The sequence below is a fragment of the Ramlibacter sp. genome, from assembly GCF_035627355.1.
In the GTDB taxonomy this organism is placed as follows: domain Bacteria; phylum Pseudomonadota; class Gammaproteobacteria; order Burkholderiales; family Burkholderiaceae_C; genus Ramlibacter.
The window spans coordinates 1-15,776 of sequence record NZ_DASPLW010000030.1; the positions used below are offsets into that span (position 1 = coordinate 1).

Annotated in this window: 13 protein-coding genes; 8 read left to right on the forward strand and 5 right to left on the reverse strand. The window is 72.1% G+C overall.

Annotated features, from left to right (window positions below; genetic code table 11):
* Positions 1 to 129: 129 nt before the first annotated feature.
* On the reverse strand, positions 130 to 648 hold the full coding sequence (locus tag VEC03_RS08110) for a MarR family winged helix-turn-helix transcriptional regulator (protein ID WP_324914249.1): 519 nt from the start codon (positions 646 to 648) through the stop codon (positions 130 to 132).
* A gap of 65 nt (positions 649 to 713) precedes the next feature.
* The gene (locus VEC03_RS08115) at positions 714 to 1,226 is read right to left on the reverse strand and encodes a hypothetical protein (RefSeq protein ID WP_324914251.1); all 513 of its coding nucleotides are present in this window, start codon (positions 1,224 to 1,226) and stop codon (positions 714 to 716) included.
* A 186-nt stretch (positions 1,227 to 1,412) separates the two neighbouring features.
* Here VEC03_RS08115 and VEC03_RS08120 point away from each other — a divergent pair, with 186 nt between their 5' ends.
* The 4 genes from VEC03_RS08120 (at position 1,413) to VEC03_RS08135 (ending at position 5,944) form a co-directional block, all read left to right on the forward strand.
* Positions 1,413 to 2,072, forward strand: a complete 660-nt coding sequence (locus tag VEC03_RS08120; protein ID WP_324914410.1) for a response regulator — start codon at positions 1,413 to 1,415, stop codon at positions 2,070 to 2,072.
* Positions 2,053 to 3,393, forward strand: coding sequence for an ATP-binding protein (locus tag VEC03_RS08125; RefSeq protein ID WP_324914252.1), 1,341 nt, complete (start codon positions 2,053 to 2,055; stop codon positions 3,391 to 3,393). The genes VEC03_RS08120 and VEC03_RS08125 overlap by 20 nt, the downstream gene beginning before the upstream one ends.
* 181 nt (positions 3,394 to 3,574) lie before the next feature.
* The gene (locus tag VEC03_RS08130) at positions 3,575 to 5,020 is read left to right on the forward strand and encodes a DegQ family serine endoprotease (protein WP_324914254.1); all 1,446 of its coding nucleotides are present in this window, start codon (positions 3,575 to 3,577) and stop codon (positions 5,018 to 5,020) included.
* 78 nt (positions 5,021 to 5,098) lie between these two features.
* Positions 5,099 to 5,944 (forward strand): M48 family metallopeptidase, encoded by an 846-nt coding sequence (locus tag VEC03_RS08135; RefSeq protein WP_324914255.1) that lies wholly within the window; start codon positions 5,099 to 5,101, stop codon positions 5,942 to 5,944.
* 353 nt (positions 5,945 to 6,297) lie between these two features.
* Here the strand turns inward: VEC03_RS08135 and VEC03_RS08140 are convergent, their stop codons facing one another.
* The 3 genes from VEC03_RS08140 to VEC03_RS08150 form a co-directional block, all read right to left on the reverse strand.
* Positions 6,298 to 7,866, reverse strand: a complete 1,569-nt coding sequence (locus VEC03_RS08140) for a class I adenylate-forming enzyme family protein (protein WP_324914256.1) — start codon at positions 7,864 to 7,866, stop codon at positions 6,298 to 6,300.
* An 82-nt stretch (positions 7,867 to 7,948) separates the two neighbouring features.
* The gene (glgC, locus tag VEC03_RS08145; RefSeq protein WP_324914257.1) at positions 7,949 to 9,277 is read right to left on the reverse strand and encodes a glucose-1-phosphate adenylyltransferase; all 1,329 of its coding nucleotides are present in this window, start codon (positions 9,275 to 9,277) and stop codon (positions 7,949 to 7,951) included.
* Positions 9,278 to 9,390: 113 nt separating this feature from the next.
* Positions 9,391 to 12,063 (reverse strand): PAS domain-containing hybrid sensor histidine kinase/response regulator, encoded by a 2,673-nt coding sequence (locus VEC03_RS08150; protein ID WP_324914259.1) that lies wholly within the window; start codon positions 12,061 to 12,063, stop codon positions 9,391 to 9,393.
* Positions 12,064 to 12,268: 205 nt separating this feature from the next.
* Between VEC03_RS08150 and VEC03_RS08155 the strand changes: the two genes are divergently transcribed.
* The 4 genes from VEC03_RS08155 to VEC03_RS08170 all read left to right on the forward strand — a co-directional run bounded on the left by VEC03_RS08155 (position 12,269) and on the right by VEC03_RS08170 (position 15,775).
* On the forward strand, positions 12,269 to 12,745 hold the full coding sequence (locus VEC03_RS08155; protein WP_324914260.1) for a peptidylprolyl isomerase: 477 nt from the start codon (positions 12,269 to 12,271) through the stop codon (positions 12,743 to 12,745).
* 18 nt (positions 12,746 to 12,763) lie between these two features.
* A complete protein-coding gene (locus tag VEC03_RS08160; RefSeq protein WP_324914261.1) occupies positions 12,764 to 13,327 on the forward strand; it encodes a restriction endonuclease in 564 nt (187 codons plus the stop codon).
* Positions 13,328 to 13,472: 145 nt separating this feature from the next.
* Positions 13,473 to 14,708, forward strand: coding sequence for a 3-methyl-2-oxobutanoate dehydrogenase (2-methylpropanoyl-transferring) subunit alpha (locus tag VEC03_RS08165; RefSeq protein WP_324914263.1), 1,236 nt, complete (start codon positions 13,473 to 13,475; stop codon positions 14,706 to 14,708).
* Positions 14,709 to 14,710: 2 nt separating this feature from the next.
* Positions 14,711 to 15,775, forward strand: a complete 1,065-nt coding sequence (locus VEC03_RS08170) for an alpha-ketoacid dehydrogenase subunit beta (protein WP_324914264.1) — start codon at positions 14,711 to 14,713, stop codon at positions 15,773 to 15,775.
* The last annotated feature ends 1 nt before the right edge of the window (position 15,776 follow it).

The window sequence follows — 15,776 nt, forward strand, 5'->3', positions numbered from 1 at the left end:
GGCGGGAATCCAGTGCGTCCGCCTTCGGCAGCGCCGTAGGCGCGCTGCTGGGTCACGGGGGAGTTCGCTCGCTTCGCTCGACCATGATCTGGGTCCCCGCCTTCGCGGGGACGACGCGCTTCGCTGCGCTCAGCGCGTCGATTGCCACAGCGGGACCTTGCCGCCCTTGTCGTCGGCGCCCAGGCGCTCGATCAGCTGGCCCAGGTCGCGGTCCAGGCGTGCGAGGGTGCGCTCGTCCAGCTCGGTGAGCGCCTTCGGCAGCACGCCGGCAAAGGGGCCGGGCGCCTTCTTCAGGATGCGCGCCCCGGCCGGCGACAGGCTCAGGTGCACGGCGCGCTTGTCGGCTTCGGTGCGGTCGGACAGCACCAGGCCCTGGGCCAGCAGCGGGCGCAGCAGGTTGCTGGCGGTGGACTGGTGGATGTCCATGGTGCGGGCGAGCCGGCTGACGCCGATGCCGGGCGAGTCGCCGATCACGCTGAGCGCCCACAGCTGCGCGCCGGAGACGCCGGCCCGGGTCTCGACCGAGCGGAAGTGCGACTTGACGCTGTTGACGACGATGCGGAACTGCCGCAGTACCCGCAGCGCGGACGGCGAGAGCTCGGGGGCCGGTGTCGGCACGGCGCGGGCCGCGCGGCGGGGTGTGGGCATGGGCGCAATGATAGGCAGCCCGGCGGGCAGCCGCCGCGCCCCGGCCGGCGCCAAGGGGCGCGCCCTCAGGCCTGCTGCAGCGCCACCCTGCGCTCCTGCAGCCAGGCGCGCAGCGGCACGTAGGCGGCGCCTGCCACGGCACCGAACAGCAGGTGGTCGATGACGGTGGTCAGGCCGCGGTTGTCCGCGAACCAGGGGAACAGCGTGGGTGCGATCAGCCAGAAGTTGAGGGCGTACAGGGCCAGGCCGACCAGGGCGCCGCGCAGGCACGCCGCGGGCAGGTCGCGGTCGCGCACCAGCAGGTCCACCACGCGGCCGAAGTTGATCGCCAGCGCGAGGTGGATCAGCAGCCCGAAGCCGCCGATGGTCAGGTCGATGTCCGCCGGCGGCGGCAGCGCCCCGTCGCCCAGCAGCATGGCCGAGATGCGGTGCAGCGGCTCCCAGCCGACGCCACCCTGTACGGTGGCCGCGAAGCCCATCTGCGCCAGCAGGTAGGCGATGCCGGCGACGAGGCCGGCCAGCACGCCGGCGACGGGTTCGGGCGGGGAAGGGGAGCGGGAAGCGGTGGACCGACTCATGCAGCCAATTGTATTTGGACAAATTCTTTTGTCTTCACCGGGCAATCCCGGCCCCGGCGCACGGAACTGCGCCGGCCGCCGCGGGTCGAAGCCGCGCAGCCCGGCCGGGAGCCGGCCTGCGCCTACACGGCTGCGCCCGGGCCGGCCGCAGCATCGACGGAAATCCCACGACGGACGGGCTTGGACATGCGCGTGCTGCTGGTCGAGGACGACCGCATGATCGGCGAAGCGGTGCAGGACGCGCTGCGCGCCGAGCACTGGGCGGCCGACTGGGTGCGCGACGCCCCCATGGCCGATGCGGCCCTGGCGGCCGGGGCCTACGACGCCGTCGTGCTGGACCTGGGCCTGCCGCGGGGCAGCGGCCTGGACGTGCTCGCGCGGCTGCGTGCCCGCGGCAACCGGGTGCCGGTGCTGGTGGCGACCGCGCGCGATGCCGTGGCCGACCGGGTGGCGGGCCTGGATGCGGGCGCCGACGACTACCTGGTCAAGCCCTTCGACACCAGCGAGCTGCTGGCCCGCCTGCGCGCGCTGGTGCGCCGCAGCGCCGGCCAGGCCGACGCGCTGATCCGCCACCAGGACGTGACGCTCAACCCGGCCACCCGCGAGGCGACGCTCGCCGGCCGCCCGGTCACGCTGTCGGCGCGCGAGTGGGCCGTGCTCGAACCTATGCTGCTGCGCCCGGGCGTGGTGTTCTCGCGCGCCCAGCTGGAGGAGAAGCTGTACGGCTGGAAGGAGGACATCAGCAGCAACGCGGTCGAGGTCTACGTGCACGGCGTGCGCAAGAAGCTGGGCGCCGGGCTGATCCAGACCGTGCGGGGGCTGGGCTATGTCGTCCCGCGCGAGTGAGGCCGCCGCGCCGGCGCATTCGCTGCGCCGGCGGCTGCTCTGGCTGGTGCTGGCAGCGGTGGCGCTGGCCAGCGTGCTGCAGGCGGCCAGCGCCTATCGCACGGCGCTGCGCAACGCGGACGCGCTGTTCGATGCGCAGCTGCAGGCGCTGGCGCGCTCCGCGCAGGCGGGCCTGCCGCTGCAGCCCGGCGCCGGCGAGGCCGACTACACGGTGCAGATCTGGACCGGCAACGGCGTGCTGCTGTTCCGGGCCGGTCCGGCGCTGCCGCCGCCGGCGGTGATCGGCTTTTCCGAGGATCGGGTGGACGGCACGCGCTACCGCCTGTACACGCTGCGCGCGGGCGACCGGGCCGTGCAGATCGCGCAGGACCTCGACCGGCGGCAGGCCCGAGCGCGGGCCATGGCGCTGGACGCGGTGCTGCCGGTGGCGCTCCTCGGGCTGCTGCTGATGCTGGCGGTGTGGATCGTCATCGACCGCTCGCTGGCGCCGGTGCAGCGGCTGCGGCGGCAGGTGGCCGCGCGGCCGGCTGAGGACCTGTCGCCGCTGGATGCGGCCGGCCTGCCGCAGGAGGTCCGGCCGTTGGTGAACGACCTGAACTCGTTGTTCGGCCGGGTGCGCGAGGCGCTGTCCGCGCAGCAGCGCTTCGTTGCCGATGCGGCGCACGAGCTGCGCTCGCCGCTGACGGCCCTGAAACTGCAGGCGCAATCGCTGCAGCGCGAGCCGGCGGGCCCCGCGCGCGACGCGGCGCTGGCGCGGCTGGAGCAGGGGATCGCCCGCGCGATCGGGCTGGTCTCGCAGCTGCTCGCGCTGGCGCGCGAGGACGCGCAGCCGGCCGGCGCGTCCGGCGCCGTCGACCTGCAGGTGCTGTGCCGCGAAGCCGTGGCCGACGTGCTGCCGCTGGCGCGGGCCAAGGCGGTCGACGTCGGGCTGGCCGAGGTGCCGGCCGGACCTTTGGCCGTGCAGGGCGACGGCGAGGGCCTGCGCACGCTGCTGCGCAACCTGCTGGACAACGCCGTCAAGTACGCGCCGGCCGGCGGCCAGGTCGACATCCTGCTCGCGCCGCGCGGGGCGGGCGGGGTGCTGCTGGCGGTGGAGGACAGCGGCCCCGGCGTGCCGCCCCAGGACCGCGAGCGCGTGTTCGACCGCTTCTGGCGCGCGCCCGGGCAGGACGCCCCCGGCAGCGGGCTGGGCCTGCCGATCGTGGCGGCGATCACGCGGCGGCACGGCGCGCAGGTGCGGCTGGCGGCATCGGAGCGGCTCGGCGGGCTGCGGGTGGAGGTCGAGTTCCCTGGGCGTTCCGGCACCCCTGCGCAGGTGTAGGCACGGCAGCGCGCCTCTGCCGTCGTCCCCGCGGCGGCGGGGACCCAGGGCGTCCAGGCAGGCCGCGAAAGCGGACGCACTGGATTCCCGCCTCCGCGGGAATGACCAAACTTGGCTTAAGCGAGGCCTAAGGACCGCCGCGCACAGTCATGGTCGACGAAATCCCCAGGAGGACTGCACCATGAACCTGAACCGCTTCCGTTCCGCCCCCCTCGTGCTCGCCCTGGCCGCCGCCGGCATTGTCGGCGGTGCCGGCGTGGAACTGGCGTACCGCATGCCGGCCGCACAGGCCGCCGTGACGCAGCCGGCCGCGACGCAGCAGGCCTCGGCGCCGGCCGGCATGCCCGACTTCGCGCAGATCACGCGCGAGCAGGGCCCGGCCGTCGTCAACATCACCGTGTCCGGCATGCGCAAGACGCTCGCGATGCCCGAGTTCGGCGGCGACCCGTTCGAGTTCTTCCGCCGCTTCCAGGCGCCCGGCGGCCCCGGCCTCGAGCGCGAGGTGCCCGTGCGCGGCGCCGGCTCGGGCTTCATCGTCGACCCGAACGGGCTGATCCTGACCAACGCCCACGTGGTGAAGGGCGCCGACGAAGTGACGGTCAAGCTGACCGACCGGCGCGAATTCAAGGCCAAGGTGCTGGGCAGCGACGAGAAGACCGACGTCGCCGTCATCAAGATCGACGCGAAGGACCTGCCCACCGTCAAGCTCGGCTCCACGCAGAACCTGGACGTGGGCGACTGGGTGCTGGCCATCGGCTCGCCGTTCGGCTTCGAGAACACCGTCACCGCCGGCGTGGTGAGCGCCAAGTCCCGCACGTTGCCCGATGGCAGCGGCGTGGCCTTCATCCAGACCGACGTGGCGATCAATCCCGGCAACTCGGGCGGCCCGCTGTTCAACGCGCGCGGCGAGGTGGTGGGCATCAACTCGCAGATCTACAGCCGCTCGGGCGGCTACCAGGGCGTGTCGTTCGCGATCCCGATCGACCTGGCCGCGAAGATCCAGCAGCAGATCGTGGCCCACGGCAAGGTGGACCACGCACGGCTGGGCGTGGTGGTGCAGGAGGTGAACCAGGCGCTGGCCGACTCCTTCAAGCTGCCCCGGCCCGAAGGCGCGCTGGTCGCGCGGGTGGACCCCGGCAGTCCCGCCGACAAGGCCGGGCTGAAGGTCGGCGACGTGATCCACGCGGTCGACGGCAAGGCGGTCGTGGCCTCGGGCGACCTGCCGGCGCAACTGGCGGCCCGCCGCCCCGGCGAGCAGGTGCAGCTGGAGGTGTGGCGCAAGGGCCAATCGGTGGACCTCGCCGCCACCCTGGCGGCCGCGCAGGAGCAGCAGGCATCCGCCGACGACGAGGCCGGTCCCGCCAGCCCGGCCGGCGGCGGCAAGCTGGGCCTGGCCCTGCGGCCGCTGGGCGAGCAGGACGGGCGCAGCGGGCTGGTGGTCGAGCAGGCGGGCGGCCCCGCGGCCAAGGCGGGGGTGCGCCCCGGCGACGTCATCGTCGCGGTGAACGGCACGCCGGTGAAGACCGTCGAGGCCGCGCGCGCCGCGGTGGAGCAGGGCGGCAAGAGCGTCGCCTTGCTGGTGCAGCGTGGCGACGACACGCTGTTCGTGCCCGTGCCGGTGGGTTGACGCGCGGACGCGTGCGCCTGTTCACCTTGCTTACGGCATGCAACACGCGCACGCACGGGACGGCCGCAGCATGGACCCATGCACGCCACGTCCCGCTCTCCGCTCGCCCGCTCCCGCCTCGCGCTGCCCGCTGCGGCACTGATCCTGGCGCTGGGCCTGGCTGGCTGCGAGACCGTGCAGACCACGCAGCCCGGCGCCGTCGGGGTGACGCGCACCCAGCGCATGGCGGTCAGCTCCGAGGAGATCCAGGCAGCCTCGGCCCAGGCCTACCGGGACCTGCTGCAGGAGGCCGCGTCCGAGGGCGTGCTCGACCGGGACGCCGCGCAGGTCGCGCGCGTGCGTGACGTCACCGCGCGGCTGGTGCCCGCGACCAGCGCCTTCCGGCCCGAGGCCCTGGGCTGGACCTGGGAAGCGCACCTGTTCGACACCAACGAGATCAATGCCTTCTGCATGGCCGGCGGCAAGATCGGCGTCTATTCCGGCCTGCTGGACCGCCTGCAGCTCACCGATGCCGAGCTCGCGGCCGTGATCGGGCACGAGATGGCGCATGCGCTGCGCGAGCACGTGCGCGAGCAGGTGTCGCTGCAGCAGGCGCAGGAGCTGCCGCTGGCCATCCTCTCGGCCGTGACCGGCAACGAGGGGCTGGCCCAGCTCGGCGACATGGTGGCCGACGTGACGCTCTCGCTGCCGCGCAGCCGGCAGGCCGAGCTGGAGGCCGACCGCATCGGCGTGGAGCTCGCGGCGCGCGCCGGCTTCGATCCCACGGCGGCGGTGAGCCTGTGGCGCAAGATGCGATCGGCCGGTGGCGGCGCTCCGCCCGAGTTCCTCAGCACGCACCCGTCGGCCGCGGATCGCGAAGCGCAGCTGGTGCAGGCGGCGCAGGTGGTGATGCCGCTGTACCGGCAGGCGGTGGCGCGCCGCTGATGGCTTGCGACACCCGAAGGAGGTTTGCCAGCCGCAGCTGTCGCACGAGCGAAAAAAAGGGCCCCCGGTGAGGGGGGCCCAACCAGATGAGTCTGGCGGATCTCATCTTCCCAAAGGACCTCTCGGATCCCGGCTCCAGTGTATTTGCCCAAATGGGAATGGCATTCCGGGATATCCCCGTGCGCGGGCTGCACGGCGGTGGGAACTTTCCTGGATCATTCGGGTTAGCCCTAGGCGAAGGGCGCGAAGCTGACGGATCTGAAAGGCTAGCGCCGGTCGAGGACGCCGCCGCTGCCTTTCCCTTCGACCCGACGCTTGCCACGAAAACAGGCTCGTTTTCGTGGCAAAAGCATTCAACCCGTCCACTGCTCGCGCAACTGCCGCTTGAGCACCTTGCCGATGTCGCTGCGCGGCAGTTCGTCCAGGTAGCGCACGCCGGCCAGGCGCTGGGTCTTGCCCAGGCGCTCGTTCGCCCAGGCCTTCAGTTCGTCGGGCGACGGTGCGCCGGGTCCGGCCACCACGAAGGCGGCAGGCGACTCGCCCCACTCGGCGGAGGGCACGCCCACCACGGCGACGTCGGCCACCGCCGGGTGCTGGCGCAGCACCGCCTCGAGGTCGCCGGGGTAGATGTTGAAGCCGCCGCTGATCACCATGTCCTTGCGGCGGTCCATCAGCACCAGGAAGCCGTCCTCGTCGAAGCGGCCCACGTCGCCTGTGCGGATGAAGCGGTTGCCCTGGGCGTCGTACCACTCGGCCTCGCGCGTCTTGCCCGGCTGGTTGTGGTACGCCGTCATCATCGCGCCGGAGCGGCCCACCACCTCGCCGATCTCGCCCGGCGGCACCTCGCGGCCGTCCTCGTCGATCAGCCGGATGTCGTGGCCCTCGGCCGGCCGGCCCACGGTGTGCAGCTTGTGCGGGAATTCGTGCGCGAAGAGCATGCAGGTGCCGCCGCCTTCGGTCATGCCGTAGTACTCGGTCAGGCCGCCCGGCCAGCGCTTCAGGATGTCGGCCTTCAGCGCGGCGGAGAAGGGCGCGCTGGTGCAGAACTTCATCACGAAGGACGACAGGTCGAAGCGGTCGAAGTCCGGGTGGGCCATCAGGCGCTGGTACTGCACCGGCACCAGCATGGCGTGGGTGGCGCGCTCGCGTTGGGCCAGTGCCAGCCAGGTGCCGGCGTCGAAGCGCCCTTCGGTCAGCGCGATGGTGCCGCCGCGCGACAGCGCCGGGAACAGGCACACCAGCGTGGTGTTGGAGCACAGCGAGGTCGACAGCAGGGCGACCGAAGTGGGGCCGTAACCACCGGCTTCCGCCCGCGCCACGTGGGCCCAGCGCATGCCGTGCGACTGCACGATGCCCTTGGGCGTGCCGGTGGTCCCGGACGAATAGATGATGTTGAACGGCCAGTCGGGCTGGACGTCGACCGGCTGCGGCCTGGTGCCGGGCGGGGCGAGCCACTCGCTGACGCTCGTGGGCGCGCTGCGCTGGATCCCCGCCTGTGCGGGGATGACGGCATCCGGGTCCATCGAAATCCGCGGCACCGTGCTCTCCAGCGCCGGCACGCTGTCATCGGCGAACAGCAGCCGCGCTCCGCTGTCCGCAACCATGCCGGCCAGTTGCAGCGGCGTGGCCCCGGTCGGCAGCGGCGCCACGGCCACCCCGGCGCGCAGCGCGCCGAGGAACAGCACGGCATAGGTGATGCTGTTCGCGCCGCTGATCGAGATCGCCTGCCGAGGCTGCACGCCGTCGCGCTGCAGCGCCGCCGCCACGCGGTCGATCGCCGCGTCGAGTTCGCCCCAGGACAGGCGCCGTGCGCCCTGCACGAAAGCCGTGTGCCGCGGCCGCGCGGCAGCGTGCTCGCGCACCAGGTCGGCGATGGTGCGGAACGGGGGAAGCGGATGGGGTGCGGGTGCCGGGGCGGTCATGAAGTCGGGGCCATGCGGATCAGCAGCCTGCGATTCTGCCCCGCGCACGCCACCCAGGCGCGCTCAGCCCACCCAGGCGCGCTCAGGCCTGCCCCAGCATCTCCTTGGTCACCAGCACGACGCCGCTCTCGGTCCGGTGGAAGCGTTCGGCGTCCTGCTGCGGGTCCTCGCCGATCACGGTGCCGTCGGCGATCCGGCAGGCGCGGTCGATGACCACGCGCGAGAGCCGGCTGCCGCGCCCGATCTCGCACCCGGGCAGGATCACCGCCTCGCGGATGTTGCAGCACGAGTGCACGCGCACGCTGTTGAACAGCACCGCGTGGGTGAGGTCCGAGCCCGACACGATGCAGCCGCCCGAGGCCAGCACGTTGGCGATGGCGCCGTGCCGGCCCTTCTCGTCGGGCACGAACTTGGCCGGTGGCAACTGCTCCTGGTGGGTCCAGATCGGCCAGTCGCGGTCGTAGATGTTCAGCTCGGGCATGTCCGAGGCCAGGTCCAGGTTGGCCGCCCAGAACGCATCGACCGTGCCCACGTCGCGCCAGTACGGGTTGTGGCGCGTGCTGGCCGGCACGCTGGAGAGGTTGAGCGGATGCGCCAGCACGTCGCCGCGCGCCACCAGCCGCGGGATCACGTTCTTGCCGAAGTCGCGCTGCGAGGCCTGGTCGGCGCCGTCCTCCTCTAGCAGCCCGTAGAGGAACTCGGCATCGAAAACGTAGATGCCCATGCTGCCCAGCGCGCGGTCCGGCTTGCCGGGGATGGCCGGCGGGTCGGCGGGCTTCTCCAGGAAGCCGGTGATGCGGCGGCGCTCGTCGATCGCCATCACGCCCAGTGCGGTGGCCTCCATGCGCGGCACCTCGATGCAGCCAACGGTGCAGCGCGCGCCCGACTCCACGTGGTCCAGCAGCATCAGCGAGTAGTCCATCTTGTAGACGTGGTCGCCGGCCAGCACCAGGATGTACTCGGGCGCGTAGGACTTCAGGATGTCGATGTTCTGGAAGATCGCGTCGGCCGTGCCGCGGTACCAGTCGGCTTCGCTGATGCGCTGCTGCGCCGGCAGCAGGTCGATGAACTCGTTGGCCTCGCCGCGCAGGAAGTTCCAGCCGCGCTGCAGGTGGCGCAGCAGCGAGTGCGACTTGTACTGGGTCAGCACGCCGATGCGCCGGATCCCGGAGTTGATGCAGTTGGACAGGGCGAAGTCGACGATGCGGAACTTGCCGCCGAAGTACACGGCCGGCTTGGCGCGCCGGTCGGTCAGTTCGTGCAGCCGCGATCCCCGTCCGCCGGCCAGCACCAGGGCCACGGTGCGCTTGGGCAGCTGCCGCGCCAGGCTCAACCGCTCGGCGGTACGCGCGTCCTCGTCGAGCCGGGCCGTGGGGCCCAGGTGTTCGAATGCCAGGTCTTCCTTGGCCATGCGCGCCTCCTTGTTCAGGTTGCACTGTCCTCCTGCGGGGCGGCCTGCCCTGTAGGACTTGGGCGGAAGTGCGGGGCGGATGGCCGGCGCCGAGCCGCGTCGCGCGGCGGCGCTCAGGCGGTGGGGGCGACTTCGGCCTGTTCCAGCAGCTGCAGCAGGGCGGCCGGGTCCACCGGCTTGACCAGGTGCGCATCGAAGCCGGAGGCCAGCGTCAGGCGGCGGTCGCCGGCCTGGCCCCAGCCGGTGACGGCCACCAGCTTGAGCTGCCTGCCGCCGGGCCGCGCCCGCAGCGCGCGCGCCACCTCGTGCCCGTCCATGCCCGGCATGCCGATGTCCAGCAGCACCCATTGCGGCTCGAACTCCGGCGCCAGCCGCAGCGCTTCGGGGCCGTCGTAGGCGGTGCGCACCTCGTGCCCGCCCGACTCCACGAGCAGGGCCAGGCTGTCAGCAGCGTCGTGGTTGTCGTCCACCACCAGCACGCGCGCCGGCTGCGCGCGCGACGTCCATCCCGGCGGGGCGGAGCCGGCGGCCAGCGCGGGCGCGGCCGCCATCAGCGGCAGCCGGACTGTGAAGCGCGCGCCGCTGCCGATGCCGGCGCTCTCGGCCCGCACGCTGCCGCCGTGCATGCGCACGAGCTGCTGCACCAGGGCGAGCCCTATGCCCAGCCCGCCCTTGGCGCGACCGAGCGTGCGATCGACCTGCGTGAACAGCTCGAAGACGCGGTCCAGCATCTCGGGCGGGATGCCGGTGCCGTTGTCCTCCACCTCCAGCACCGCCTGCCGGCCCTCCACCCGCAGCGCCACGCGCACCTGGCCGCCGTCGGGGGTGTACTTGCACGCGTTGCTCAGCAGGTTGTCCACCACCTGCGCGATGCGCGTCGGGTCGGCGTGGATCAGCACCGGCTGGGCCGGCAGGTCCATGCGCACCTCGTGCTCGGCGGCATGGAACTGCGGCTGCAGGGCGTCGAGCGTGGCGCGAACGACCGAGCGCAGCTCGACGACCTCGCGCCGCAGTTCGATCTTGCCGCGCGTGATGCGCGACACCTCCAGCAGGTCGTCCACCAGCCGCACCATGTGCTGGACTTGCCTGTCCATCAGCTCCAGCATGCGGTCGCGCGTGCCTTCCTCCAGGCCGGGCACGCGCAGGATGGCCAGGCCGTTGCGGATCGGCGCCATCGGGTTGCGCAGCTCGTGCGCCAGCGTGGCGAGGAACTCGTCCTTTCGGCGGTCGGCGTTGCGCAGCGCCTCCTCGGCCTGCTTGCGCCGCGTGATGTCGAAGAACACGCCGACGAAGCGCACCGGCTCGCCATCCTCGCCATAGAAGAAGCGGCCGGCGGCCGACACCCAGATCTTGCGGCCGTCGATGCGCCGGTAGCGGTGCTCGGAGCGGAACACGTCGTGCGATTCCAGCGCGCGCTTCCATTCGGCCTGCAGCGCCGGGACGTCCTCGTTGGGGATGGAGTTGAGCCACATCTCCATGCTCGCCTCGCCGGTGGGCGTGGGCTCCATCCCCAGCACCTCGAAGCGGCTGCGCGACCAATGCATCCGGTCGTGGCTCATGTCCCAGTCCCAGGTGCCGACCGCGCCTATGGTCATGGCCAGCTGCATGCTCTCCTCGGCCGCCTGCAGCGCCTCCTGGGCCTGGCGGGCCGCGTCCTGGGCCCGGCGACGCTCGGTGACCTCGAAGATCACGCCGCATCCGCGGACCGGCTGGCCGTCCGCATTGCGTTCGACGTGGCCGCGGGCCAGCAGCCAGCGCGGGCCGCCGTCGGGCGCGCGGGCGCGAGTGCGGAACTCGACTTCGTACGGCGTGTCGTGCAGCAGCGCCCGCTCCCAGACCGCCTGCAGGTGCGGCAGGTCCTGCGGATCGACGGCCTCCTCCCAGTCCGTGGTCGTGAAGTCGCTGCGGTGCAGGCTCACCAGCGCCGAAGCGATTTCCGACCACTCGCCGCGGCCGGTCGCCAGGTCGATCTCCCAGATGCCGACGCCGGCCCCGGCGGTGGCGGCGAGCAGCCTTTCCTCGCTGACGCGCAGGGCCGCGGTGGTCCGGGCCGATTCGGTGACGTCGACGGCCGAGAAGAAGATGCCGGTGACCCGGCCTGCGTCGTCGCGGATCGGCTGGAACAGGAGATCGAACAGCCGCTCCTCCAGCGGCGCTTCGCGCGCGCGGCGGAAGCGCGCCGCCATCGAGCGGCCGATGAAGGGAACACCGCTGCGGTGCACCTCGTCCAGCAGCTGGATGTAGCCCTGCGCTTCGAGGTCGGGAAGGGCCTCGCGCACCGTCAGCCCCACCATGTCGGCATGGCCGGTCAGCTCGTGGACGGCCGCGTTGGCGACTTCGATCCGGTGCTCGGGACCGCGCAGCACCGCCAGCAGGTTGGGCGCCTGCGCGAACCACTGCTGCAGCCGCTGCGACTCGGCCTGCCGGTTGCGCTCGGCCAGCACCCGCTCGGTGGTCTCCTCGATCAGGCACAGCACGCCGGCGACGGCGTCGCCGGCGCGCACCGGGCTGCAGGACAGGCTGAACCAGGCCTGGCGCTCCGCGCCGTCGTGCGGCACGCTGCATTCGACGTTCTCCGCCTCGCAGGCTTCGCCCTGCAGGGCCCGCTCGTGCAGCCGGCCGACACACCGCCACATCTCCGGCCAGGCCTGTTCCAGCGGGCGGCCCAGCGCGGCCGGGTGCCGGTGGCCGAGGATGCGCCGGCAGGCGTCGTTGTAGACCAGGGAGAGCTCCGGGCCCCAAGCCAGGTACATGGGCCGGGCGGCCTCCAGCACGAGTGCCGCCACGGTGTGCAGTGCGGCCGGCCAGCACGTGGGTTCCCCCAAGGGCGAAGACGCCCGGTCCTGTGCCTGGAGGAGGTGTGCGACCTCGCCCCGGGCCGGGGGCAAGCGGGGGCTCATGCGTGGGTGCGGGAGCTTGGCCGGCACATGGTAGTGGCAACGGCAGGCCGGCTCAAGCAAGCGGCGGGCACGACCTTGGCAGAATCGGCCCATGAAAATCACCAAGGACACCGTGGTCACGCTGACGGTCAGGATTGCCGACAAGCAGGGCCGCCTGCTCGACCAGAGCCGCGGATCGGAGGCCTACCTGCACGGCGGCTACGGGAATACCCTCGAAAAAATCGAGGCCGCGCTGGAGGGCCGCGAACCGGGCGACCAGCTCACGCTGCAGCTGTCGGCGCAGGACGCCTTCGGCGAGCGTGACGAGAACCTGGTGCGCACCATCGCCAAGCGGGACTTCCCGCCGGGCGTGAAGGTGGGCGGCGTGCTCGAACTGCCGGGCGAGCAGGGCCAGCGGCAGGCCTTCCGGGTCGCCAGGATCAAGGGCGACACCGTGCACCTGGACGGCAACCATCCGCTGGCCGGTCAGGACGTGCGCTTCCTGATCAAGGTGCAAGGGGTGCGGGCGGCCACGCCCGAGGAGATCCAGCATCGCCACGCGCATGGCGAGCATGGACACCATCATTGATCCGGCCGGAGTCCCCGCATGAAGTTCCGCATGGCGGAGAACTCGTTGTTCGCGGTGCTGCTGCGCTCGTCGTGGTGGATCAGCATCGCGGTGGCGCTTGTGCTGGTCGCGCTGACGCAGGCGCTGCTGCCGCCGGACTACCGCAACGTGGGCAGCATGGGCGCGCTGCCTTTCTTCGTGATCGGCGCCATCGCCTTCTGGCGCCAGCTCGGCGCGCCCAGCCCGGCGCAGGCGCAGGTGCTGCTCGACGGCGCGAGCCGCATGCCGTGGCCCGAATTCGAACAGGCGCTGCGGGCCGGCTTCACGCGCGAAGGCTGGCAGGTGCGGCCGGGGCAGGGCGGCGCCGACCTGCTGCTCGAGCGCAACGGGCAATCCACCCTGGTGTCGGCACGGCGCTGGAAGGCGGCTCGGCACGGCGAGGACGCGCTGCAGGCGCTGGACCAGGCCATGCAGCGGCAGGAAGTCGGCCGCGGCGTCTACGTCGCGCTGGGCGAACTCAGCCCGCAGGCGGCCCGGCTTGCCAAGTCGCGGCAGATCGAGGTGCTGCAGGGGGCGAAATTGGCCCGTCTGCTGCGGGGCTGATCGCTCACGCCGCCGCTATTCCCGACTAAACTGAGCAGGCTTGCGCGCGACCCGCGCAGGACCTGAGGAGGGCGACGGCTTACCCGCCGTCGCGTTCCGACCGTTGCAGACCCGATGGCGCGCCAGAAGCGCGCGGAGCGATTGCATGAGCGAGCACCAGCCCCTGCGGCTGCACGTGCCGGAGCCCTCCGGGCGTCCCGGCTGTGCCACCGACTTCTCCTACCTTCCCCTCTCCGAAGCCGGCGCCGTGCGAAGGCCGCCGGTGGACACCACCCACTTCGACACCAACGACCTGGCCTACGCGCTGATCCGCGTGCTCGATGGCGAGGGCCGCGCCGTCGGCCCCTGGGCACCGGAGATCTCGACCGCGCAGCTGCGCAAGGGCCTGCGCGCCATGATGCGCACGCGCGCCTTCGACGCCCGCATGCTGGTCGTGCAGCGGCAGCGCAAGATCTCCTTCTACATGCAGGCGCTGGGCGAGGAGGCCATCGCGTGCGCGCACGCGGCTGCCATCGAGCCGGGCGACATGTGCTTCCCGACCTACCGCCAGCAGGGCCTGCTGCTCAGCCGCGACGACATCCCGATGGTCGAGCTGATGTGCCAGCTCATGAGCAACCGGCGCGACCCGATGAAGGGCCGGCAGCTGCCGGTGATGTACTCGTACAAGCGGGCCGGCTTCTTCTCCATCTCGGGCAACCTCGCCACCCAGTTCATCCAGGCAGTGGGCTGGGCGATGGCGTCGGCGATCCAGGGCGACACGCGCATCGCCTCGGCCTGGATCGGCGACGGCGCCACCGCCGAGGCCGACTTCCACACCGCGCTCACCTTCGCCCACGTCTACCGCGCGCCGGTGATCCTGAACGTGGTGAACAACCAGTGGGCGATCTCCACCTTCCAGGCGATCGCCGGCGGCGAGTCCACTACCTTCGCCGCGCGTGGCGTGGGCTGCGGCATCGCCTCGCTGCGGGTGGACGGCAACGACTTCCTGGCCGTCTATGCGGCGTCGAAGTGGGCGGCCGAGCGGGCCCGCTCCAACCTCGGGCCGACGCTGATCGAGTGGGTCACCTACCGGGCCGGCGCGCATTCGACCTCGGACGACCCGTCCAAGTACCGGCCGGCCGACGACTGGCAGCGCTTCCCGCTGGGCGACCCGATCCAGCGGCTCAAGCAGCACCTGATCGGGCTGGGCGCCTGGTCGGAGCAGGAGCACGAGCAGGTGCGGCTGGAACTGGAGGCCGAGGTCGCCGCCGCGCAGAAGGAGGCCGAGAGCTACGGCACCCTGCTGGACAGCCACATCCCGAGTCCGTCCGAGATGTTCGAGGACGTCTATGCCGAGATGCCCGCGCACCTGCGCCGGCAACGCCAGCAGCTGGGGGTATGACCATGCTGACCGAAACCCGCGAAACCACGGCGGTCGCCTCCGCCGCCGGCGAGACGAAGCAGATGACCATGATCCAGGCCCTGCGCTCGGCCATGGACGTGATGATGGCGCGCGACGGCAAGGTGGTCGTGTTCGGCCAGGACGTGGGCTACTTCGGCGGCGTGTTCCGCGTCACCGAAGGCCTGCAGGCCAAGTACGGCAAGCACCGCTGCTTCGACACGCCGATCAACGAGGGCGGCATCGTCGGCGTGGCGGTGGGCATGGGCGCCTACGGCCTGCGGCCGGTGGCCGAGATCCAGTTCGCCGACTACTTCTACCCGGCCTCCGACCAGATCGTGTCGGAGGCGGCGCGCCTGCGCTACCGCTCGGCCGGCGACTTCACCTGCCCGATCACCATCCGCATGCCCTGCGGCGGCGGCATCTACGGCGGCCAGACCCACAGCCAGAGCCCGGAGGCGCTGTTCACCCACGTGTGTGGGATCCGCACCGTGATGCCCAGCAACCCGTACGACGCCAAGGGCCTGCTGATCTCGGCCATCGAGTGCGACGACCCGGTGATCTTCCTGGAGCCCAAGCGCCTGTACAACGGGCCGTTCGACGGCCACCACGATCGGCCGGTGGTGCCCTGGTCCAAGCACGAGTTGGGGCAGGTGCCCGAGGGCTACTACCGGGTGCCGCTGGATTCGGCCTCGGTGTTCCGGACCGGCGCGCAGGTCACGGTGCTGACCTACGGGACCATGGTGTGGGTGTCCGAGGCCGCGGCACGCGAGGCGGGCGTGGACGCCGAGATCATCGACCTGCGCTCGATCTGGCCGATGGACCTGGACACGGTGGTGGCGTCGGTGAAGAAGACCGGCCGCTGCGTGATCGTGCACGAGGCGACCCGGACCAGCGGCTTCGGCGCCGAGCTCTCGGCGCTGGTGCAGGAGCACTGCTTCTATCACCTGGAAGCGCCGATCGAGCGGGTGACCGGCTGGGATACGCCCTATCCGCATGCCCAGGAGTGGGCCTATTTCCCGGGGCCGGACCGCGTGGGCGCGGCCCTCAAGCGCGTGCTGGAGGGCTGAA

What these genes read in the sequence shown, in the direction of transcription:
- VEC03_RS08115 (WP_324914251.1), bottom strand. Translation starts at nt 1,226, where the DNA reads ATGAGTCGGTCCACCGCTTCCCGCTCCCCTTCCCCGCCCGAACCCGTC.
- VEC03_RS08130 (WP_324914254.1), top strand. Translation starts at nt 3,575, where the DNA reads ATGAACCTGAACCGCTTCCGTTCCGCCCCCCTCGTGCTCGCCCTGGCC.
- VEC03_RS08160 (WP_324914261.1), top strand. Translation starts at nt 12,764, where the DNA reads ATGAAGTTCCGCATGGCGGAGAACTCGTTGTTCGCGGTGCTGCTGCGC.
- VEC03_RS08165 (WP_324914263.1), top strand. Translation starts at nt 13,473, where the DNA reads ATGAGCGAGCACCAGCCCCTGCGGCTGCACGTGCCGGAGCCCTCCGGG.
- VEC03_RS08120 (WP_324914410.1), top strand. Translation starts at nt 1,413, where the DNA reads ATGCGCGTGCTGCTGGTCGAGGACGACCGCATGATCGGCGAAGCGGTG.
- VEC03_RS08155 (WP_324914260.1), top strand. Translation starts at nt 12,269, where the DNA reads ATGAAAATCACCAAGGACACCGTGGTCACGCTGACGGTCAGGATTGCC.
- VEC03_RS08140 (WP_324914256.1), bottom strand. Translation starts at nt 7,866, where the DNA reads ATGACCGCCCCGGCACCCGCACCCCATCCGCTTCCCCCGTTCCGCACC.
- VEC03_RS08135 (WP_324914255.1), top strand. Translation starts at nt 5,099, where the DNA reads ATGCACGCCACGTCCCGCTCTCCGCTCGCCCGCTCCCGCCTCGCGCTG.
- VEC03_RS08110 (WP_324914249.1), bottom strand. Translation starts at nt 648, where the DNA reads ATGCCCACACCCCGCCGCGCGGCCCGCGCCGTGCCGACACCGGCCCCC.
- glgC (WP_324914257.1), bottom strand. Translation starts at nt 9,277, where the DNA reads ATGGCCAAGGAAGACCTGGCATTCGAACACCTGGGCCCCACGGCCCGG.
- VEC03_RS08125 (WP_324914252.1), top strand. Translation starts at nt 2,053, where the DNA reads ATGTCGTCCCGCGCGAGTGAGGCCGCCGCGCCGGCGCATTCGCTGCGC.
- VEC03_RS08170 (WP_324914264.1), top strand. Translation starts at nt 14,711, where the DNA reads ATGCTGACCGAAACCCGCGAAACCACGGCGGTCGCCTCCGCCGCCGGC.